Raw genomic sequence first — 17,420 nt, 5'->3', positions numbered from 1 at the left:
CACATGGCACGTCCAGATCAGGCTTCAGCACCCTTCTGGAATCACCGCCATCCCGGCCACTCAACCCCGGCCAGACATTATCGGACGGGCTCTCAGGCGCCTCGCAGCCGGGCTGATCCTCGGTCTTGGCATCGCAGCACTGCACTATCTCGGCCAAGCCTCCTACCGGGTGACAGGGCAAGTTGCATGGGACATGTCCCTTGTTGCTGTATCCTGCCTTGTAGGACTCGCCCTGTTCGGTCTTGCACTGGTGTTCGCGGGAGAGCGCAACCGTGGCCTTCGCCAGCTGGGTGCCCCGCTGCTGATCGCTGCCATCGTCGTCCTACACATCGGCGGGATGTCCGCCGTAACCCTGACCTTCGATCCCCAGGTCGCGCTTCCGGCGACCGCCGTCGCGCCTGCCACGATCGCGCCGGTCCTCGCGGCCGTCTCTTTCGGGCTGCTGATCCTGGCCTTCGTGGGCTTGCGCCTGACCCTGCATGCACGGGCCCAGCAGCGGCAGGACCAGCAGCGCCTGCGCGACCTCGCCAACATCGCCCTGGAAGGCCTCGCGGTCTGCAACGGCGAGGTCATCGCGGCCGCCAATCACAGCCTCGAACGCCTCTCCGGCCTGACGCAAGCCGAGCTGACCGGCCGCCACCTCTCGGCGCTGCTGCCGGGCCTCGTTGTGGCCGATCTCCCGGAGCAGGAGGAGCGGGACACTGAATTGGCCGCCGCCGACGGCCAGACCCTGCCTGTGCGTGTGCTGCGCAAGGAGGTGCTGCTCGGCCACGAGCGTCAGACTGTGGTCGCGATCCGCGATCAACGTGAACGGCTCCACACCGAGGCGCGCATGCGCACGCTGGCCTTCACCGATGCGCTCACGGGGCTCCCGAACCGGGCCCGGCTCGGCGATGTTCTGACGCATCACGCGGCCATCCTTCGGGAGAGCGGGCGGGGCTTTGCCGTCCTCATGCTCGATCTGGACCGGTTCAAGTTCGTCAACGACGCCCTCGGCCACGCCATGGGCGATGCCCTGCTCCGCAAGGTCGCTGAACGCCTGCGGTCGGCCCTTTCCGAAGAGGATGTCGTCGGGCGCCTGGGCGGCGACGAGTTCGCCGTCCTCGCGCTTGGCGTTCAGGAGAGTGACAGGCCGCAGCGCCTAGCCGCGCGCATTGTCGAGGTGATGGAACGTCCCTTCCTGCTCGACGGGCAACTCGTCAATGTCGGCGCCAGTGTCGGCGTCGCCCTGGCTCCGCAGGATGGGTCCGATCCGGAGCAGCTCCTGCGCAATGCTGACCTCGCGCTCTATCAGGCGAAGGCGGAAGGCAAGGCGCGGTTCAGGGTCTTCGAGCCCGCCCTGGCCGAGCGGCTTGAGGCACGCCGGACGCTGGAGACCGACATGCGCCGTGCCTTGAAGGCCGGCGAGTTCGAGCTGCACTATCAGCCTCTGGTCGATGCGCAGTCCGGGCTAGTAACGGCAGCGGAGGCCCTGGTTCGCTGGCGCCATCCCCGCCGCGGGCTCGTCTCTCCGGCCGACTTCATCCCCCTCGCCGAGGAGACGGGCCTCATCATGCCGCTCGGCGCCTGGGTACTGCGAACCGCCAGTACCGATGCAACCCGATGGCCGAACGCGATCAAGGTCGCGGTCAACCTCTCGCCTGTCCAGTTCCGCGATGACCGGCTGCCTGAGATTGTCGAGGACATCCTTCGTGAAACGGGTCTGCCCGCACATCGGCTGGAACTCGAGATCACGGAGGGCGTCATGTTCGACGACGAGGAGCGGACGCTGATGATGCTGTCCCGCCTCAAGGCTGCCGGCGTCGGGCTTGCCATGGACGATTTTGGCACGGGCTACTCCTCGCTGAGCTACCTGCGCCGGTTCCCCTTCGACAAGATCAAGATCGACCGCTCGTTTGTCCGCCAGCTGCCCTCCGACGCGGAGAGCGCTGCCATCGTACGGGCCATCATCACCATGGGCTCCTGCCTTGGCATGATGACCACGGTCGAGGGCGTCGAGACGGCCGAGCAATACGCATTCGTGGCGTCGGAGCAGTGCAGTCAGGTGCAGGGCTACCACGTCAGCCGCCCGCTGCCCTCCGCGGACTTCATCGCATTTTTGGTTGGCCAAAAAGCAGCGGCTTAGGTCGGTTTGCGGTATTAGGATGCCGGCATGAGCCGGAGCCGAATGTCCGACGGCGCACCGCTCGAAGACTGTGGAGCCGACGACAAAAACACGGCTGGCTGCGTCCGCTTCCTCCTCCTCAACCGACATCCAAACTGACGGAGGGGAAGGTCCGGAAGGGGTCAAGAGTTAGCATGCCCATCGGTCGGCTACGCGCCATTAGCGGATCTTGGGCCGAGACCAATTGAATGACCGCTTAAAGCCCAACAGCTGCCGCTGAGACGGAATGGTTGGTCCAGTGGCCACAACGTCCTGAGATACGGGCACACTGGCGACGGCGACCCGTCAGCCGCTTTAGGCGTTGGAACACCTGTCATTCGCCGCCTGGAATGTCGTATGCCGAAAGGCTTCGCCATGCCGTACTGGGTCCGTTCCGTGCCCACCTCCGGGCGGCTATCACGGAGGGGCGCTGCACCGAACGGGTTGAGCGAGCGGGAGTCGGAAGTCATAGACCTCCTAGGACGGCGGTGCGTCCGCTGCCTCCAGCATCAGGTGGCTTTCCCCGGGGGGCCGGCGCATATCTCGCCCGACCCAACGGACAACGCCCGGCCGGCAGGGCCGTTTTGGGTCACGCCGACGTCCCATCCGCGTGGCACGGCAGGGATACGGACCGCCCTGCGCCGTCGCCTCACGGCCCGCCACGGGCCGGCATCAGGTACACGTATGAGAGGCTCGGCAGCCGCGTCCGCAGGCGCCCTTGCTCCCCGTCGAGTACGGCGTCCCGGTCCTCGGCGGAGGTCCTGTCGCGGAAGGACAGGACCATGGCCAACACAACGCTGTCGTTCCCAATCTGCAAGCTGCGCACGTCCTCGATCCGCGCGATCCGACGGTCCTGCGCGACGAGGTCCCGCGCCTTGGTGAGGAGCGCCGCGGAGGCGCTCTCGCCGATGAGGAGGCTGCGGGTCTCGCGCGCAAGCACGACCGCCACGCCGACGAGCAGGACGCCGATGGCGAAGGAGGCCACGCCGTCCGCGCGGGGCTCGTCGAACCACACGGACACCGCGACGCCGGCGGCGGCCAGCCCCAGGCCGATCAGGGCCGCGCCGTCCTCCAGTATGACGGTGAAGGTGTTCGGGTCCTTGGACCGGCGCAGCGCCGACCACATCCTGACGTCGGCGTGCCGCCTGCGCATCTCCCTCCACGCGACGCCGAACGAGTAGCCCTCGAACACGACCGCGAGGCCGAGCACCGTCAAGTTGACCCAGGCGTCGCGGATCGGCTCGGGATGCCGGATCTTCTCGACCCCCTCGTAGATAGCGAAGGCGACGCCCAGGCTGAAGATCAGCAGGGCGACGACGAAGGACCAGAAGTACAGCTCCAACCTGTAGCCGAACGGGTGGGCCTCGTCGGGCGGTCGCTTCGCCCGGTGCATGCTTCACAGCAACAGTCCCTGATCGACCGTGTCGACGAGCGAGTGCAGCGCCTCGGTGAACATGGCACTCGACCCGGCGTTGAGCGCCGCGCCGAACTAGGTCACGGCGATGGCGAGGTTGCCGCCGAGCGCGGCGTAGACGACGGTCGTCGAGCCGTCCCGTTTCATGGATTGTGCTCCGGAGGGGCGGGTTGGAGAAAGGCAGCGCGGCCGACCCGCTCCGTCAGGCGGCGTCCCGCTTCGGCAGATCCTTGAGCGTCCGGCGTGCCACCATGCCCAGCGTCGAGCCCTGGACGACGATGGTGAACAGCACCACCGCGTAGGTCGCCGCGAGGATGGCCGGCTTGGCGTCGCTCTCGGGGACCGACAGGGCTAGCGCCACGGAAATGCCGCCGCGCACGCCGGCCCAGGTCAGAAAGGGCACGTTGCGCGCCGAGAGGTTGCCGCCCCAGCGGAAGGCGAGGAGCGGCGTCGAGACCGCCGCGAGCCGCGCCACCAGCACGATGGGGACGGCGCAGGCGGCGAGGACGAGCCCTCCCGCCTCGAAACGCAGGACCAGCACCTCCAGCCCGATGAGCAGGAACAGTACAGAGTTCAACACCTCGTCGATCAGGGTCCAGAGCGAGGACACGTACCCTTGCGTCTCGTCGCTCATCGCATCGCGCGGCGCCCGGTCGCCGACGAGGAGCCCCGCCGCGACCACCGCGAGCGGGCCGCTGAAGTGGAGCTTCTGGGCGAGCGCATAGGTGCCGGCGACGAGCGCGAGGGTGATCAGCACCTCCACCGGGAAGTCGTCGATGGCCCGCATGGCGCGGTAGGCGACGTAGCCGGTAGTCACGCCGAGGACGAGCCCGCCGCCGGCCTCCTGCAGGAGCAGGCGGGCGACGCCGCCGACGCTGGTCGCCTCTCCGCCCGACCCGGCGACGAAGGCGACGAGGACCGTGAACAGCACGATGCCGATGCCGTCGTTGAACAGGGCCTCGCCCTGCATCTCGACCTCAAGCGCCTCCGGCACCTTCACGTTCTTGAGGGTGGCAAGCACCGCGACCGGGTCAGTCGGGCTGATCAGCGCGCCGAACACGAGCGCCCAGGCGAGGGGGACGGGCTGGCCGAGGGCGTCGGCCGCGAACCAGAACGCGCCCCCGACGATGGCGGTGGAGATAAGCGTACCGACGAGTGCGAGCGTCGCCACCGCCCCCGCCCGGTCGCGGAGCGCCCGCAGGTCCAGGCTCATGGCGCCGGCGAACAGCAGGAAGGCCAGCATGCCGTTCATTACCACGTCGGTGAAGTCGACCTGGCGCAGGACCTTCGTGAGATCCTCGTAGAGATGCTGCGCGGGGAAGGCGAGGTCGAGGCCGACGAGGGCGAGCGAGGCGAGCAGCCCCATCACCAGCAGGCCGATGGTGTGCGGCAGCCTCAGGAAGCGGTGGTTCAGCCAGCCGAACAGCGCCGACAGGGTCAGCAGCAGGGCGGCGAGGTCGAAGATGGAGATCACGGGCGTCCCCCGCCCAGGCCGCAGGCGGGTGCGGGGGGCTTCATGGCAAGTGAGCTCAACGCGCCTGCACCCGTTCGGTCGCGAGGACGTCCGAGAGCAACGCGTTGGCCGCGGCGACGCCCTCAATCTCCCTTGGCGCCTCCGTCACCGGGCTTTCGCCGGACTGGCGGCGGAGGCGCACGGGATAAGGGTGGTCCGAGCCGAGACGCCGATACGCTCGACCGAGACCGCCGCGAACCCGCCTCGTGGTATCTGCCGCACCGCCCACCTCTAGGTCGGGACAAGCGGGACGGGGATCGCGGTCGCGAGCGTCCCGGCGCGCACGGTCGCCGTGAGGTGCGCGGGCGCCGTCACGAGCGGGACCGCTCCGTCTCCGGCCGCGCGACGCCGTCCAGCCCGTCCCCACGACCGGACAGGGCCTTCAGCACGCTGATCGACCCGTCGGTCTCAATTACCACCGCGGCTGCCTGCGAAAGGTCGTCGAGACCTTCGGAGCGCAACGCCGCGAGGACGTCGTCCCGGGTCATGCGCTGGCGGCGCATCGCGCCCTCGATCAAATGCCCGTCATGGGCGAGCAATGTCGGCTCCGCCTTGACCAGCGCTTTGACCCTGGGCGAGCGCACACTCGACCACGTGATCAGGAATTGTAGCCCGATCAACGTCGCCAGGGCGAGCACACCTTCCAGGAGCGCCACCGACTTGGTCAGGGCGATGGAGGACAACGTCGAGCCGAGCGCCACGGTCACGACGAGGTCGAAGGCGTTGAGCTTGGTCAGGGTACGCTTGCCGGAGATCCTGAGGAACAGGATGAGGGTCAGGTAGGCCAGCGGCCCGACGACCAGGACCCAGAGCAGGCCGTGCCAAGTGTCGAAGAACATGGAGCCTGACCTTCGGATCGTCGACCGGGGGCGGCGCCACCGCGTCGGGTAAATCGGAAGGCCGGCCCGCACGGACGCGGTAATCGACCGTCGGCGCATGTCCTTGGGCTGTGGATCAACCCGCCCGGCGGCGCGACGCGGTCGACGCCCTCGACCACGCCATCGCCAACGTCAAGAACGCGCTCACCGCCGCCGGCATAGACCTGCCGTAACCCGACCAGCCAAGTGCTGTTCCACGACCCGACCGAGGAGACCGACGGCGACCGGTCGCGCCAGCGCGAGGGCCGGCCCGCCGGTCGGAATCCCCCGCGCGGCCGCCGGCAGATCACACGGAAGCGGGGAGAAGGAGACGGGGAGGAACGCGCTGCGCGCCCGCCTCAGTATGCGCCCTCGTCGGGGATGTTCAGGCCGGTGCCGCAGGCCTTGCAATGCACGGCGTCCGTCTCGTGCCGCTGCAGGCCGCAGGTCGGGCAGGGGAAGCGCACCTTGTAGGGCCGGAACAGCACCTGGGCGAGGCGCAGGAACAGTGTCACCCCGCAGATCATCACCACGATCGAGACGAGGCGACCGCCGGTCCCGTGCAGGGTGACGTCGCCGTAGCCCGTGGTCGTCAGCGAGGTGACCGTGAAGTACAGCGCGTCGACGTAGTTGCCGATGGCCGGGTTGCGCCCGTGCTGCGTGGCGAAGACGATGCCGGTCATCACGAACACGAACACCGCGAGGTTCACCGCCGCGATGATCACCTCCTCGTTGCGGCGGAAGAACGGGAAGTCGGCGCGCAGCCGGTCGAGCAGTTGGTAGGTGCGCAGCAGCCGCAGGGTGCGCAGGATGCGCAGGAAGCCCGCACCCTCGCCGACGATGGGTGCGAGGAACGAGGCGATGGCGGCGAGGTCGGCCCAGGTGGTCGGACGCAGGAACTCGCGGCCCGGCCGTGGGCAGATGGCGAGCCGCGACACGAAGTCCGCGGTCACCGCCGCCCCGATCAGCACGTCGACGCCCTCGACCAGCGGCTCGCGCGGCATGAACGAGGAGACCACGATGAACAGCAGCGTGGCGAGGTCGAAGGCGAGCAGGCCGTAGCGGAAGCGGTGGGCGCGGTCGGTGTCGCCCTCGTACAGGGCTCGAAGCCTCTCGGTCAGGTGTGGCATGCGCCTGGAAATGCTCGCTCGCGGGTCCCGGAGGTCGAAGCCCCTACACCGGACACGGTTCCGGCCACCTGAACGGGGTGCCGGTCGTCGCACCCGCCTTGTGTATCCACCAGGGGCCGGGTTGTGCCTGCCGCACGCCGATGCGATAGCCCGAGCGAGGGTGCGCGGTCCGTCGGTCGGACCGGCAGGACGAGGGCTGGTCGGGCCGCCAGCGCCGGAGATCCGTGCCTGTGTCGTCCTCTCCCCATGCCGTTGCGCGGCCTCGCCGCCGTCCGATGTCGGCCCTGCGCGATACGCTCGTCAGCGAGGCCGGCGGCGGGCTCGTCCTGATGGCGAGCGCGGCGCTCGCCCTCGTGGTGGCGAACTCCCCGCTCGCGGACACCTACTTCGCCGCGCTCAAAACCTATCTCGGCCCGCTCTCGGTGCTCCACTGGATCAAAGACGCCCTGATGGCGGTGTTCTTCATGCTCGTCGGCCTGGAGATCAAGCGCGAGATGCTGGACGGGCGCCTGCGGACCTGGCCCGACCGGGTGCTGCCGGGGCTGGCCGCGCTCGGCGGCATGGCGGCCCCGGCCCTCGTTTACGCCGCCGTGAACTGGTCCTCGCCCGAGACCCTGCGGGGCTGGGCGATCCCGGCCGCCACCGACATCGCCTTCGCGCTCAGCGTCCTGGCCCTGCTGGGACCACGGGTACCGGTCTCGCTGAAGGTGTTCCTGACGGCGCTCGCCATCCTCGACGACTTCGGCGCGGTGCTCATCATCGCGGTGTTCTACACCGCCGACCTGTCCCTGACGATGCTGGGCGAGGCCGCTCTGGTCCTCACCGTGCTGTACGGGCTGAACAAGGCCGGGGTGGCCCGCCTCTGGCCCTACCTCCTGCTCGGCGTGGTCCTGTGGATCCTCGTGCTCAAGTCGGGGGTGCACGCCACCGTCGCCGGGGTGTTGCTCGGCATGACGGTGCCGTTGCGGCTGAGCGTGGGCAAGCCGGACGACCCGACCTCGCCGCTGCACATCCTGGAGCACGCGGTGCAGCCGTGGTCGGCCTACCTCATCCTGCCGGTCTTCGGCTTCGCCAACGCAGGCGTGGCGCTGGCCGGGTTCACCCCGCACATGCTGCTCGACCCGGTGACGTTGGGCGTGGCGCTGGGCCTGTTCGTCGGCAAGCAGGCCGGCGTGTTCGGCCTCGTGCTGGCCGCCGTGCGGCTCGGGCTGGCGCAGCGCCCGGCCCACGCGAGCTGGGCGCAGGTCTATGGCGTCTCCCTGCTCTGCGGCGTCGGCTTTACCATGAGCCTGTTCATCGGCCTGCTCGCCTTCGCGGACGCGCCGGCCCTGGAGGCCGAGGTCAAGATCGGCGTGCTCGCCGGCTCGGTCGCCTTCATGGTGGCCGGGGCGCTCGTCCTCGTGCTCGCCGCCCCGAGGGAACATCGCGCGCGGAGAAACCCTGCCTGAACGGGACGGGCGTCGTCCCCACGCGTTGACCCCGTACCTTGCGTTCGCCGCCGGCGTCCACGCCGGGCAAACCCTGCGCCGAAGATCGCCTCCAACCAGCGAGGTGGCGAGGGCTGCGACCGAGGGCCGGATGCCGGTGGCCGGGAATGGGAAGGACCGCGGGTGAGGGCGAGGGTAAGGGCCTGGATCGAGTTCCTGGGCGACCAGTTCTGGCTGCGGCCGGCGCTCGTCGTGCTCGCCTGCATCGGCCTGGCGCAGGCGGCCGTCTGGCTGGAGACCGGGCACATCGCCGGCTACGACCCGTCCTCCCCGGACGCGAACTGGGGCTGGGCCGGGGGCGCCGAGGGGGCAAGGGCGCTGCTCAGCGCGGTGGCCTCCTCCACCATCGGGGTGGCGGGCACCACCTTCTCGATCACCATCGCCGCGCTGACGCTGGCCTCGAACCAGATGGGGCCGCGGCTCCTGCGCAACTTTGTGCGCGACGCCCGCAACCAACTCGTGCTCGGCGTCTTCCTCGGCACCTTCGCCTACGCGCTGATGGTGCTGCGCACGGTGCGCACCGTCGAGGAGGAGACCTTCGTCCCGCACCTCGCCATCTCGGGCGCCGTGCTGCTGGCGCTGGTCTGCCTCGGGACGCTGGTCTGGTTCGTCCACCACGTCGCCACCAGCATCAACGTCGAGACGGTGGTCGACGCCGTCCATCGCGATCTCTGCGCGGCGGTCGAGGCGCGGACCCTTGACGAGGCCGACGTCCAGCCGCCTGCGCAGGTACCGCGCGGCGCCGCGGTCGCGCCGGCGGACGGCGGCTACCTGCAGGCGGTCGATACGGAGGGCCTCGCCGATTGGGTGCACGAGCGCCGCGTGGTCCTCGCCCTGAGGGTTCGAGCGGGCGATTTCGTGCCGAGGGGATTCCCGGTCGCCTTCCTCTCCGCCGGCGTCGAGGACGCCGCCAAGGCGGTCGCCCGCTCGCTCACCTTCGGGCGGCGCCCTGCGGCGCTGCAGGACCTGGAATACTCGGTGCGGCAACTCGTCGAGATCGCGGTTCGGGCGCTCTCGCCCGGCATCAACGACCCTATGACGGCGGGCAGCGTGCTCGACCACCTTGGCGACGCCCTGTGCCGGATCGCGCCGCGGCACCTGCCCACGGGGGCGGTCGCGCGCAAGGGCCGCGTCGTGCTCGTCCACCCGGTGACGGACTACGACGGGCTGTGCGACGCGATGTTCCACATGATCCGCCAGAACGCCGCCGGATCGGTCCACGTGCTCGCGCGGATGCTTGACGTCCTCACCCGCGTCGCGGAGGTCGAGCGGTTGACCTCGCGCCTGTCCGAGCTCGGCCGACATGCCGACCTCGTCCTGGCCGCAGCGCGGCGCGACGTCGCCGACCCGAGCGACCTCGCCGACCTGGAGGAACGGCACGCTCGCTTCGTCCAGGTGCGGACTGGAGCGGGACAACCGGCGGGGTGAACCGCCGCCGCACGCTCGGTCGATACGGAGGGTGGAGCTTGCTGGGTCGACCCGTCGGGATCGAGCACGGGAGCCACCGGTTGAGCGGAGGGAAACGCCCGACGAGGACCGGATGACCGACAAGCCGAGATACGTTTGGCCCATGGTGGGTTCGCTCGTCGTAGCACCCTTGCTGGGCTTCGCGGGAGGCCTCGCGCCGCAACCGACCGCCGCGCGCGACGGGGACCCGGTGGATCGCGCACGGGCTCTTTCGAGGGACCGCAACCTCCCCAAGGCGAAGCCCGGCGCGGTCGGGACGCCGCCGATCATCACGAGGAAGGGCTCGTCCGTCCCCGGTACGCCCGCCCCGTCGAAAGCACGTAAAGACCGGAGCCGTTGATCGACGGGGAGTGGTCGGCGGCAAGTCCGTTCGGCTGCGTAGCGGGGTTCGGAGGGACAGCGCTAGCGCAAGGCCAAGGCATCGAACCACCCGTGCGCAGCGCCGTAGCGGATGATCTCGGCGCGGGTCCTCAGCCCGAGCTTCTCGGCGGCCCGCGCCTTGTAGGTCTCGACCGACTTCACGCTGACGTCGATGCGCCGGGCGATCTCCTTGTTGCTGAACCCCTGTGCGATCAGCCGCAGGGTCTCGGCCTCGCGCGGGCTCAGCGGCTCGCGGCCCTCAACCGTACCCGGGCGCCCGTCCGAGCCGGAGGTTTCCGCCAGGGCGTGGCCGGCGATGGACGGGTCGAGATAGACGCCGCCGGAGGCCACGGCCCTGACCGCCCGCAGCAGGTCGTCCGCGGCCGAGCGCTTGAGGAGGTAGCCGCGCGCGCCAGCCCTCATCAACGGCTGGACGTAGGCGGCGTCCTCGTGGACGGTCAGCACGAGCACCCGGGTGCCGGGGCATTCGCCCGTCACCCGCTCCGTCAGTTCGAGGCCGTTCAGGCCGGGCATCGAGACGTCAACCACCGCGACGTCGGGTGCGACGGCGCGGATCATCGGCAGCGCCTCGCCGCCATCGGTGGCCTCCCCGACCAGCTCGACCTCGGGGTCGGCGTTGAGCAGTGTCCGGATGCCCGCCAGCACGACGGGATGGTCGTCGGCCAGGACGACGCGGATACGGTCCATGACGGCTCCCTCTCGTGCGTCAGGCGGCCGGGGCCACCGGGATGCGGACGAACAGCGTGGTTCCGACGCCCGGGGACGCCTCCAGCGCGAGCGTGCCGTTCAGGAGGGTCAAACGCTCGCGGATGCCCGAGAGACCCAGCCGCGGCTCGGTCGGCGTGCGCGCCTCGGACGGGGAGGTGCCGGAGCCGGGCTCGAAGCCGACGCCGTCGTCCTCGATGATGACCTGGACCTCGTCCGGGCGACGGTCGACGCAGACGCTGACGGTGGCCGCGCGGGCGTGCTTGAGGACGTTGGTGAGCGCCTCCTGCACGATCCGGTAGACCGCGCTCTCGACGGCCGCCGGCAGGCGGGAGGCCTCGCCGACGAACTCCAGGTCGGACCGGATGCCGTGGCGCTGGCCCCACTCGCACAGTAGCGTCGCCAGCGCCTCGCGCAGCCCGAGGTCGTCCAAGGCGGTCGGGCGCAGGTCGACGGCGGCACGATGGATGTCGCGCCCGACCTCGCCGGCGAGGCGCTGCAGCCACTGGATCTGCCGTCCGGCTTCGGCCGAGCCCCCCTGCGCGTCGAGCAGACGTTCCAGCCCCTTGAGCCCGAGCGAAAGGCCGGTCACCGTCTGGCCGACCTGGTCGTGCAGCTCGCGGGCGATCCGTCGCTGCTCGTTCTCCTGCGCCTCGCCGAGGCGGCGCAGCAGGTCGAGCCGCTCCGCCTCGGCGCGCTTGCGCGGCTCGATGTCCGAGATTACGCCGTAGACGAGCACGGCGGGGTCCTCGTTCTGAAGCCGGGGCGCTCGCCCGGTCAGGCGCACCCAGCGCGACTTCGAATTCGGCTGGGAAACCCGGAGCTCCACGTCGAGAGGCACTCCCTCGGCGAGGCTTCGCCGCACCTCCGCCGCCATCCGCTCCCGGTCGCCGGTGTCGACAGCCAGGAAGGCGACGTCGGCATCCGCCATCATCTCGCGCCCCTCCGGCACCTCCGCTTCCCATCCCAGGAGCTCGGCGGTGCGACGGGTGGCCGTCACGGTCTCCTCGGCCGTATCCCACCGTAGGGTGCCGAGCTCCGCGGCCTCGGCGGCGACGGCGCCCTGCTCCTCGCTCGACCGTAGGGCGAGGGCGAAGCGCGCCTGTTCGCCCGCCCTCCGCTGGGCCATGTCGCGCCCGACCAGCCCGACCAGCGCGAGCCCGAGGCCGATGCTCAGCACGCTGCCGCCGGCCAGCACGAGGTAGGAGCGCGAGACCGGCGCGTTTAGCGTGGCGACCGGCATGCCGAAATGCACCGACCAGCCGCCGGTGTCCTTCAGGGTGCGGTAGACGACCTCGACGTCCGGCCCCTCCAGCGTAGACCCGGTGTAGAACCCCTGCGGCGCCCGCCGGATCGCCGCCAGCAGGGCGGCGCCGGCCGGGTGGCCGAGTTCCTCCGCCTCGGCCCGGGTGCGGGCGATGGTGTTGCCCGCCGCATCGACGATGGTCCCGACCCAGCCCTCCGGCGCGCCCGCGTCGCGAAGGATCGAGCTGACCGCGCTTGTGGCGAGGCCGACCGAGAGGACGTGGCGGAGCGTTCCGTCGCGGACGACCGGCACCCGCAGCGCGACGAGGCGCTGGCCCGAAATCGGCCCGAGCGGCCCGATCCCGCCGACCACCGGCCGCCCCGTCCGTACCAACGCGTCGAAGCTCGCGCGGTCGGCGGTGGGTCCGAGCTCGTCGTCGAGGGAGCGGAGCAGGTTGACGACCTGCACGCCGTCGGGGCCGGCGAGCTCGACGGTCTCCCAGAGCGGGTGCTCCCGCCTCAGCCGCTCGGCCTCGGCATAGAAGGCGGCGAGGTCCGGCCGGTCGAGGCTCGCCGAGGCAGCCTCGGCTCGGAGGACCGCGACCTGCGTCGCGATGTCGGAGGCGACGCGCTCGGCCACCCGGGCCGCGCTCGCTACCGCGGCGCTGCGGGTCAATCCGCGTTGCTGCTGCGCCAAGAGGGTCGCCACCCAGCCGCTGAGCAGCAGCACGGGGATGGCAGCGGCCACCGCGAGAGCGACGAAGGTCCGTCCGTTGCCGCGATGGATCTCAGGCCGGCCGGCGTCGCCGTTCTCACGTCCGGCGGTCATGCGGGGGTAACCGATCAGGGAGGGGCGTGGCGGACGGACCTGCCGGGGAGACCGGCCGAGCCATACTCCCTACCACATGGTCGGCCGAGACCACGCCGTCTTCGAACGGCACGCCGACCATGCCGTCATCGGTCAGCACGCGCGGATCGGTCACCGCCTGCTCGTCGCCGAGGAGGCGACGTCCCGACGCGATCACCTGCAGGACTTGGCGGTCGCCCCCGGCGGCGGCGTTCCGCTCCAGGTCCCGCAGCCGCCCGATCAGGTTCGGCGGCGCGGTCTCTCGGTCCTGCAGGCCGGCCTCGACCAGGGCCGTGACCACTCTCTCCATGCGCCCGAAGGTCCGGCCTTCGAACGAGTGGGGTCGTTTCCGTCCCATCGTCCCTCCGTCGCCTTCCCGAACGGTCCCGAAGCTTTGCCTTAAGGCCGAGGGAGTGCGCGGTCGAGGGGAGGTCTGCGACCTAGGCCAAGGTCGGGTCAACCGCCCCGTTCCGGGCCGCCGGGCCGCGGGCCGTCACGGCCGGATGCGGAACCCGCTCGGCGAAGTCCCAGGTCGATCCGTCGTAACCCTCATACCAGGCCCGGCGCTCGCGGGAATCGGCCGGATGGGGACAGGCATCCCGCGGGCGCCCGAGGGCCCTGGCGCGGGAACCCTGCATGATGACGTCCATGAGCATCGCCACTCCCTTCACCACATCGACGTTACGAAGCGGCTCCGAGTAGGGCCTGGACCTCGGCGGGCAACAAGCGGTTTCGCTTGGCGTCGCCGTTCTAACCGACACCTGTCAGGTTCATCCCGACACCGCCCGGGCGCTGGAATGCTTGGGCGTGGCCCCGCGGACACGGGACCACGCGCCGGGGGTCAGGAGTTCTTGTTGTACTTGAACTCGGGCGCGTTCTTCAGCGCGTCCTTGTCGGTGTCGACCATCGCCTTGAGCTTGCCGTCCGCCTTGTGCAGGAAGATCGACGAGGGGTCGACCAGCACGTAGCGCTCGCCCATGCCGAGGAAGCCGCCGACGCTGACGACGACCCCGGTGACCGTCTTGCCGTTGTCGATGACGAGATCCTCGACCTCGCCGATGCTCTCGTTCTTGTTGTTGTAGAGGTTCTTGCCGACGAGCTTCGACGAGGTCACCTCGGCCGGCTTGGCGGTGACGAACTTGATCTTGGCGGTCGCGGTGTCGGCCATGGTCATGCCGCCCATGCCCCCGGCCGTCGTCGGCATCGCGGTGCCGGCCGACGGCGTCTTCATCTGGTTGGTCTGGGCGTCGGCGGGTGGCTGCGGCGCCTTGTCCTGAGCGAGCGCGGGGCCGGCGAGCACGGAGCCCGCGAGGAAGACGCCGAGTGCGAGGTTCTTCATCGGTTTCACCTGTCTATGCCGACGTGGGCTCGACCCGTCCCGAAGTCGGGCCGGCGCACGCCGAGGGAGTCGGGAATGGGTGTTGACCCGGCGGGAATGCCGGGGCGCCTCGATGGGGGTCAGTAGCCGCAGGTGCAGTAGGAGCCGCGGGCGCCGTACCCGTATCCGACCGGGGCATAGCCGTAGCCGCCGTATCCCCCGTAGTAGGCCGGCCGGGCCGCCGTTGCGGCGAGGCCGAGCCCAAGGCCGGCAGCCAGGCCGAGACCGGGATAGCCGCGGCGGTAGCCGTAGCGTCGCCCGTAGCCGAAGCGCGGGCCTCCGAAGCCGACGCGACGGTACCCGCCGAAGCCGCGGCGATAGCCGCGGAAGCCGACCGAACGGTGTCCCCGGAAGCCGTGGCGGACGCCCCGGAAGCCGCCGTGGTGACCGGCGAAGCCGCCATGGTGGAAGCCATGGCCCCTGCCGAAGGGTCGCGCTTCGCTCGACGGCGAGAACAGCATCAGGCTCGATACGGCCGCGAGGGCCAGTGCGAGACGTTTCATCGGTTTTCAGCTCCGTGATGGTGGGGCTGACCCTTGCGGGCCACGACCGTGACGGGTTCGACGGGGTGTCTGATTGTCTGGCCGTGGGCCGGACGTTCCTGCGCCGGACGGCAGGGGACGCTCGGGCTCGGCGCCCCTCTCTCCCCGCTCACCGGGTGATCTGTGGCAGAGGGGAAGGGCGCGCAGTCGGAGAAGACCGCATTCCTGTCGGGACAAACCTGACACCCCTCTGGGCGCCTCCTCGGGATCGCCTTGCGCGACCGGTTTGGTTCACGAAAGCTCAAACCGGAGCAGCCGACCCTGCCGTGCAGTCGTGCGGGGGGCGATGCCCGGCCCGCACGGTTGCAGGGACGAGGAAGAGACATGAGGACGGCAATCGTTCGGAAGGCTCGGTTGGCTTGGGGAAGACGGTCGGAGACTGGAAGCGCGGTCGGCACGGGCGGCGCCCAGATGCCGACGGTCCCGGTAAAAAAATCCGTTGAGGACTGGGCACGCCTCGGCGGCGGCCTCGCATCGGCCGACGTCGATCTCCGGTGCGTCCTTGGCGGCACTGCCACGGGCGACCGCAGCACCCGATATCCCGGTCATGTCGTGTCGCCATCGCCATCGCCATCGCCATGACGTCGGATCGGGCCCGTCGGTCCTGCAAGCCCCGTCGACCTGCCGACGGTGGCGGCGCTGGCCGAGCGAGCTGCCGGGTCCGGCCAATGACAACGGCGACGGCGCCACCCCGTGGCCAGCGTGGGCCGCGTGCGGGATCGCGGTGGGTCTGCTCCTGCTCGTCGGCCTGGCCGGTATCCTCGCGTCCTGAAGCCGGTCGTTCGCGAGCGCCGACGGTCTAGCCGGATTCGCAGGCACCTGAGCAGACCGGGCGAAGGAGGCCCATCATGTCCCGTTCCGTGCTTCGCAAGGGCCGCTGGCGGCAACTCGCCTTCGGGCTACGCCCTGCGGCGCCGCGCGCGTCCGATCTGGTCCTGGCCGTCGTCGCGACGTCCTTGCTCGCGGGCCTCTGCCTGCTGGCGGCGGCCAACATCGCCGGCGACTTGGCGGGCTGACCGTAACCGGTTTGAGAGGGCCTCCCGGGCGGAGCCGGCGGACGCGTTACCGCCGCCCGTGCCCGATCCGACGGTTCGTGGGTTGTCCCTCGAATTGGACTAACAGCAACGAGGAGCCGCTCCATGCTCGACACCACCCGCAGGGCCACCGTCTACCGCATGGTGATGGAGAAGCACGTCTGCCCCTACGGCCTGAAGACCAAGGACCTCCTCGAACGGCAGGGCTTCACGGTCGACGATCATTGGCTGACCACCCGCGAGGAGACCGACGCCTTCAAGGCCGAGCACGACGTGAAGACCACGCCGCAGACCTTCATCGGCGGGCGGCGCATTGGCGGCTACGACGAGCTGCGGCGTCATCTCGGCAAGGACGTCAAGGACCCGAACGCGACGAGCTACACGCCCGTCGTCGCTGTGTTCGCGATGACCGCGTTGATGGCGTTGGCGGCGAGCTACGCGGCCTACGGGACGCCGCTGACGATGCGCGCGGGTGAGTGGTTCATCGCCTTCAGCATGTGCGTGCTGGCCATCCTCAAGCTCCAGGACGTCGAGACCTTTTCTTCGATGTTCCTGGGCTATGACCTGCTCGCCCGACGCTGGGTTCGCTACGCCTACGCCTATCCCTTCTGCGAGGCGCTGGCCGGTGTGCTGATGGTGGCGGGCACCCTGGACTGGCTGTCGATCCCGGTGGCCCTGTTCATCGGCACGGTCGGCGCCGTCTCCGTGGTCAAGGCAGTCTACGTCGACAAGCGGGACATCAAGTGCGCTTGCGTCGGCGGTTCGGGCAGCGTTCCGCTCGGTTTCGTGTCGCTGACCGAGAACCTGATGATGGTCGGCATGGCAGTCTGGATGCTGGCCGTGCACCACTGACGAAGCGGCAAACGACGGGACCGGTTTGGCTTCACATCCCAGCGGTCGCCAATGTGCCCGAACCTGCTGACGTACTGGCCGGCCGTCACGTGTCTGCTTAAGGCCGTAGAGCAGACTTCTGAAATGGTAATGCTTGAAGTCAGCCATGGGTCAGCAGTGGCGGTCGGATGTGCGAGAGAGGAGGGGAGGGGGCTCAAGGTGATCATCTCGACATGAACACGCCTCCCGCCATCACGATGAAAGAAGGACGGCTATTTAGAACGCCGAACAGAACGGCACGCTGCGGCGGGGGAAGCGTTGGTTGTGGATGGCTCGACCTCTGCTTCCCCCTGATCTCTGGACCGAGATTGCCGCGCTCCTGCCGCCACCTCGGCCGCGCCCGAAGGGCGGACGGCCTCCGATCGACAATCGGGCGGCGCTGACCG

The 17,420-nt window shown here is 69.9% G+C and carries 15 protein-coding genes and 1 pseudogene; 6 read left to right on the top strand and 10 right to left on the bottom strand.

Going from position 1 to position 17,420, the window contains the following annotated elements; translation table 11 throughout:
- Positions 1-2,125 (top strand): putative bifunctional diguanylate cyclase/phosphodiesterase (locus ASF53_RS13570; protein WP_286134422.1); only part of this gene is annotated, 2,125 nt, incomplete at its 5' end.
- 667 nt (positions 2,126-2,792) lie between these two features.
- Here the strand turns inward: ASF53_RS13570 and ASF53_RS13565 are convergent.
- The 4 genes from ASF53_RS13565 to ASF53_RS13550 all read right to left on the bottom strand — a co-directional run bounded on the left by ASF53_RS13565 (position 2,793) and on the right by ASF53_RS13550 (position 7,057).
- Positions 2,793-3,536, bottom strand: a complete 744-nt coding sequence (locus ASF53_RS13565; RefSeq protein ID WP_056199073.1) for a cation diffusion facilitator family transporter — start codon at positions 3,534-3,536, stop codon at positions 2,793-2,795.
- A gap of 223 nt (positions 3,537-3,759) precedes the next feature.
- A complete protein-coding gene (locus ASF53_RS13560; protein WP_056199070.1) occupies positions 3,760-5,031 on the bottom strand; it encodes a cation:proton antiporter in 1,272 nt (423 codons plus the stop codon).
- A 350-nt stretch (positions 5,032-5,381) separates the two neighbouring features.
- Positions 5,382-5,909: a DUF421 domain-containing protein gene (locus ASF53_RS13555; RefSeq protein WP_056199067.1), complete on the bottom strand. Its 528-nt coding sequence runs from the start codon at positions 5,907-5,909 to the stop codon at positions 5,382-5,384.
- A gap of 377 nt (positions 5,910-6,286) precedes the next feature.
- The gene (locus ASF53_RS13550; protein WP_056199063.1) at positions 6,287-7,057 is read right to left on the bottom strand and encodes a potassium channel family protein; all 771 of its coding nucleotides are present in this window, start codon (positions 7,055-7,057) and stop codon (positions 6,287-6,289) included.
- 275 nt (positions 7,058-7,332) lie between these two features.
- Here ASF53_RS13550 and nhaA point away from each other — a divergent pair, with 275 nt between their 5' ends.
- Positions 7,333-8,505: a Na+/H+ antiporter NhaA gene (gene nhaA / locus ASF53_RS13545; RefSeq protein WP_200943240.1), complete on the top strand. Its 1,173-nt coding sequence runs from the start codon at positions 7,333-7,335 to the stop codon at positions 8,503-8,505.
- A gap of 162 nt (positions 8,506-8,667) precedes the next feature.
- Positions 8,668-9,972: a DUF2254 domain-containing protein gene (locus ASF53_RS13540; protein ID WP_056199058.1), complete on the top strand. Its 1,305-nt coding sequence runs from the start codon at positions 8,668-8,670 to the stop codon at positions 9,970-9,972.
- Positions 9,973-10,413: 441 nt separating this feature from the next.
- Here ASF53_RS13540 and ASF53_RS13535 read toward each other — a convergent pair whose 3' ends face one another.
- From ASF53_RS13535 to ASF53_RS13510, 6 genes are all read right to left on the bottom strand, one after another.
- Positions 10,414-11,079, bottom strand: coding sequence for a response regulator (locus tag ASF53_RS13535; protein WP_056199055.1), 666 nt, complete (start codon positions 11,077-11,079; stop codon positions 10,414-10,416).
- A 19-nt stretch (positions 11,080-11,098) separates the two neighbouring features.
- Positions 11,099-13,171: a PAS domain-containing sensor histidine kinase gene (locus ASF53_RS13530; RefSeq protein ID WP_056199052.1), complete on the bottom strand. Its 2,073-nt coding sequence runs from the start codon at positions 13,169-13,171 to the stop codon at positions 11,099-11,101.
- A complete protein-coding gene (locus ASF53_RS13525) occupies positions 13,155-13,499 on the bottom strand; it encodes a hypothetical protein (protein ID WP_286134421.1) in 345 nt (114 codons plus the stop codon). The genes ASF53_RS13530 and ASF53_RS13525 overlap by 17 nt, the downstream gene beginning before the upstream one ends.
- 130 nt (positions 13,500-13,629) lie before the next feature.
- On the bottom strand, positions 13,630-13,845 hold the full coding sequence (locus tag ASF53_RS13520) for a ribosome modulation factor (RefSeq protein WP_056199047.1): 216 nt from the start codon (positions 13,843-13,845) through the stop codon (positions 13,630-13,632).
- Positions 13,846-14,030: 185 nt separating this feature from the next.
- On the bottom strand, positions 14,031-14,528 hold the full coding sequence (locus ASF53_RS13515) for a PRC-barrel domain-containing protein (protein ID WP_056199044.1): 498 nt from the start codon (positions 14,526-14,528) through the stop codon (positions 14,031-14,033).
- Positions 14,529-14,647: 119 nt separating this feature from the next.
- A complete protein-coding gene (locus tag ASF53_RS13510) occupies positions 14,648-15,070 on the bottom strand; it encodes a hypothetical protein (RefSeq protein WP_056199041.1) in 423 nt (140 codons plus the stop codon).
- A gap of 887 nt (positions 15,071-15,957) precedes the next feature.
- Between ASF53_RS13510 and ASF53_RS26300 the strand changes: the two genes are divergently transcribed.
- The 3 genes and pseudogenes from ASF53_RS26300 to ASF53_RS25760 all read left to right on the top strand — a co-directional run.
- Positions 15,958-16,125, top strand: coding sequence for a hypothetical protein (locus ASF53_RS26300; RefSeq protein WP_200943238.1), 168 nt, complete (start codon positions 15,958-15,960; stop codon positions 16,123-16,125).
- Between the two features lie 123 nt (positions 16,126-16,248).
- Complete coding sequence (locus tag ASF53_RS13505) at positions 16,249-16,995, top strand: glutaredoxin family protein (protein WP_056199038.1); 747 nt, start codon at positions 16,249-16,251, stop codon at positions 16,993-16,995.
- 307 nt (positions 16,996-17,302) lie between these two features.
- Positions 17,303-17,420: pseudogene (locus ASF53_RS25760) on the top strand (IS5/IS1182 family transposase); the annotation flags it as partial.

The sequence above is a fragment of the Methylobacterium sp. Leaf123 genome, assembly GCF_001423405.1.
Lineage (GTDB): Bacteria > Pseudomonadota > Alphaproteobacteria > Rhizobiales > Beijerinckiaceae > Methylobacterium.
The sequence above is the reverse complement of the archived record's forward strand: the minus strand, read 5'-3'. Positions and strand labels throughout refer to the sequence as shown.